The sequence below is a fragment of the Thiolapillus sp. genome (assembly GCF_048562965.1).
GTDB classification, from domain to species: Bacteria; Pseudomonadota; Gammaproteobacteria; order Chromatiales; family Chromatiaceae; genus Thiolapillus; species Thiolapillus brandeum_A.
The window spans coordinates 1-624 of sequence record NZ_JBHNMF010001444.1; the positions used below are offsets into that span (position 1 = coordinate 1).

The 624-nt window shown below is 47.6% G+C and carries 1 protein-coding gene; it reads right to left on the reverse strand.

The window, feature by feature from the left end:
- Positions 1–421, reverse strand: a 421-nt coding sequence (locus ACOCD2_RS24840; protein ID WP_419626345.1) for a transposase, incomplete at its 3' end; no start/stop codon positions are given.
- Between the last annotated feature and the right edge of the window lie 203 nt (positions 422–624).

Sequence of the window (624 nt, forward strand, 5' to 3'; positions counted from 1 at the left end):
CAATACGGCCACTGAGCTTTTTTCCTTTCTCACGCTCCAGCATCACTTGCATCAGCTTGTGCTTCATTTTCCATGCCGTGTTATAGCTGACGCCAATATCCCGCTTCAATTGCAGCGCAGACACGCTGGTTTTTCTCTGTGTGAGCAAATAGATGGCCAGAAACCATTTCGTTAGCGGTACCTTGGTAGCAGCAAAGATTGTACCGCTCGTCAATGAAGTTTGTCGGTGACAGCGATGACATTGATAGACCTTACGACTTTTGATCTCGCAATAGGTCTTGTTGCCACACTCGGGGCAAACAAATCCATCTGGCCACCTCAGATGAAACAGCGCCGAGTAGCACTGTTCTTCCGTACCATACTTTTCCAGAAATTTCGGCAAACTGAGGCCTTTTTGAAATTGGATGATATTCTTTGCCATGCTCGCTACCCCGCTAAGATACTGATTCTATGTATGTTCTATTATAGGCCAATTTCTCTAAGCGTGGCTGAATATCATGGGTAATCAAGTTGGCCTATGATGAGGTCGTTATGCTCAAGAATCTGCGCTGTCCGGTTCGGCTGGTCTGGGTGTTCAGAAAAACACGCCGGGTCGCTTTCTTCAGCACCGGCCTGACACTCTCG